Source organism: Kitasatospora sp. NPDC004289, from assembly GCF_053602875.1.
In genome coordinates this window covers 1-3207 of the sequence record NZ_JBSGEL010000163.1, presented here as the reverse complement: position 1 = coordinate 3207, position 3207 = coordinate 1, and the positions used below count along the sequence as shown (strand labels likewise).

The following is a 3207-nucleotide window of genomic DNA, read 5'->3' as shown; positions in this document are numbered from 1 at the left end:
GGCCGTGGGTGGGTGTGGGGCGCCGCGGGGGGGGGGGCGGGCTTTCCCACCCTCCCCTCTCTCCCCCCCCCCCCCCCCCCCCCCGGGCGGGGGGGGGGGCGCCCCCCCCCCCCCCCCGCCCCCCCCACCACCCCGTCGGCGTCTGTTCACCGAATGCGGCGTGGTGGGTGCGAACTGACGGGCGATAACCTGCCCCCCCGGTCCGTCTCCACGGGCCGGTCGGCCGGGCCGAAGGCCCGGTACCACGGGGGAGGTTGGGACATGGGGGAACGCGCTCGCGCCCTACGCCGCGCAGGCGGCGGACGATTCGCGGCCGCGGCCGCACTGGCGGCGGTGCTGACCGGCGGTCTGGCCGTGCCGTCGCACGCGGAGGCGCCGCCGGCGCCGGCCGCCAAGGTGGCCGGTGACCTGACCGGGGACGGCCGGGTGGACGTGCTCACGGTGAGCACCGCGACCCCGCAGCCGCTGCCCGGGCTGACGGTGCTGCCGGCCGGCGGTGCGCCGTACACGGCGTCCACGGCGGCGCAGAGCCCGGACGGCCGGGACTGGTCCACCTACAGGGTGAGCAACCGGGGCAGTGCGACCGGCGGCAAGGGGGACGACCTCTTCGCCTTCAGCACCGTGTCGAACACCCTCTACCTGTACCCGAACGACGCCAACTCCGGTGGGAAGCCCGGGTACTTCACCAAGCCGGACCGGGCCGTCGTGGTGGCCAAGCCGGCCACCTGCGCGGCGGGGTCGGACTGCACGGGGTACCAACCGTACTGGGGCTCGGTCACCCAGGTGCTGGCCACCGACGGGGTCGCCAACAAGGACGGCCTGCCGGACCTGGTCACGCTGGAGGGCGACACCGTCTGGTACTACCCGGGCAAGGCCGGCGGTGCGGTGATCGGCGCCCCGGTGAAGCTGGGCGTCTTCAACTGGACCGGGGCCACCCTGATCGCCCCGGGCAAGGTCGGCGGCGTGCCGACGCTCTGGGCGTCCGCCCTCCGCGGCTCGACCCCGGCCCTCGTCTCCTACCGCCTGGAGTTCGGCCCGGACGGCCTGCCGGTGAAGCAGCTCTACTCGCCGATGGCCGCCTTCGCGGTGCAGAACGGCGAGCGGGACGCGACCGGGGGCCGGCAGTGCCTCAACGGGACGGGCTCGGTGCTGTCGTGCGCGCAGGTCTCCACCCTCTGGCGCGAGGCCACGGACGGGACGCTGCGCGACGGCAACCTCTGCTTCACCCTCCGGGACGGCAGGTTCACCACCGAGGACTGCTCCGGGCTCCCCGCGCAGCAGTGGAGGCCCACCGCCGCCGCCGGGCTCCGGGCCGCGGACGGCACCTGCCTGACCGCCGTTCCGGGTGCGCCGGCCACCACGGCGCCGTGCGACGGCTCGGCCCGCCAGACCTGGGGCGCGATCACCGCGGACCCGGCCTCCGGCCCGGCCCCGTTCCCGGCGGTCTTCGACATGCTCACCTTCCCGGGGAAGGCCAAGCCCGACGCCTGGTACTCCGCCGAGCGCTCCTTCTCCTCGCAGGGCGACCTGGACGGGGACGGCAACCCGGACCTGCTGGCCGCCATGTGGTCCAGCAAGGCCCAGGACCTGGTCACGGTCGTGCACCGGGGCGCCGCCCGGGTCGGTGACCTCCTCCCGCTCGGCCCGTACGAGTCGTTCGGCGACCTCAGCCGGATCCGGAGCAAGGTCTCCTCCTCCGAGACCGTCGGCGCGCTGGACGTGCTCTACTCGGCGTGCGTGAGCCTGAAGGTCGACCCGCGCGGCAGCCTGGTGGTCACCGAGCTGGCCACCGGCAAGGTGCTGTGGTCCAGCAACTCGCCGCAGACGCCCGCCGGCCACCTGGCCGTCCGGTCGGACGGCGTGCTCGAACTCCGCACGGCCAACGACTACGCCTACTGGTCGAACACCACCACCGCCCCGGGCAGCTCCGGCCCTGCCGTGCTCTCGGTGCAGGACGACTGCAACGTGGTGCTCCGCAACGGCCAGGGCACCGCGCTCTGGTCGACCCGGACGTACGACCCGGCCCACGAGAGCGCCGGGTCCCTGCTCCTGACAGGGCGTTCGCTCAAGGCCGGCGAGCAGCTGACCACCGAGACGACCGCGCTCACCATGGGGGCGGACGGGAACCTGGTGCTGACCGACCGTCGGTCCGCCAAGGTGCTCTGGACCTCGGGCACCGCGGGCCGCCCCGGCGCGGCCGTCGCCCTGGAGGCGGACGGCAACCTGGTGATCCGGGACGCGGCCGGCGCGCCGCTCTGGTCCAGCGAGACCTGGAACACCACCGGTGCCCGGCTGCTGCTCGGCACGGACGGCAACCTGGCGATCCTCGACGTCGACAGCAAGGTCCGCTGGTCCACCGGCACGAACCACCCCGAGATCGACGTCAGGGGCACGGTGATCCCCTCGGGGCGCACGGTGCGGTCGGGCGAGACGGTGGAGTCGCAGGCCGGCCGGCTGGTGATGCAGGCGGACGGGAACCTGGTGCTGTACTCCAAGGCCACCGGCAACGCCCGCTGGTCGTCCGGCACGTGGGGCAACAACGGCGCCACGGCCGTCATGCAGTCGGACGGCAACCTGCTGGTCAAGGCCGCCGACGGCCGCCCCCTGTGGGCCACCGGCACCTGGACCCACCGCAACGCCCGCGCCGTCCTGCAGGACGACCTGGACCTCGCCGTGTACGACACGGACGGCAGCCGCCTCTGGGCCACCGGCACCGACAACCGGGCCGGCGCCCGGCGCGGCGCGCCGCTCTGGTCCGGCACCTCGCTGCACACCGGCAACGCGGTGGCCGCCGCGTACGACAGCACGGTCGTCCTCACCCAGCAGGCGGACGGCAACCCCGTCCTGGCCGACGCCGGCCGCGCCCTCTGGTCCGCCGGCACCTGGGGTCACCCGGGCGCGTACCTGTTCGTTCAGAGCGACGGCAACGTCGTGGTCTACGACGACACCGCCCGCCCCCTCTGGTCCACCCGCACCTGGGGCCACCAGGGCGCCTACCTGGTGGTCCAGACCGACGGCAACCTGGTGCTGTACGACGCCGACGGCGTCGTCACGCTCTGGGCCTCCGGGACCCACGTCTGAGGATTGACGCGTCGTCACTTCCGTGCGGGGGCCGGCCCCCGTCCGCCCTCCCGGCCTGCGGCCTTCTCACCGGGCGCAGACTCCGTCAGGTCCGATCGGCCAACGGATGCGCGGCCGGTCGCGTTC

The 3207-nt window shown here is 74.7% G+C and carries 1 protein-coding gene; it reads left to right on the top strand.

All coding sequences use genetic code 11. The features are described from left to right. Positions 1 to 261 precede the first annotated feature (261 nt). On the top strand, positions 262 to 3081 hold the full coding sequence (locus ACWEPF_RS39650) for a hypothetical protein (RefSeq protein WP_452176492.1): 2820 nt from the start codon (positions 262 to 264) through the stop codon (positions 3079 to 3081). The last annotated feature ends 126 nt before the right edge of the window (positions 3082 to 3207 follow it).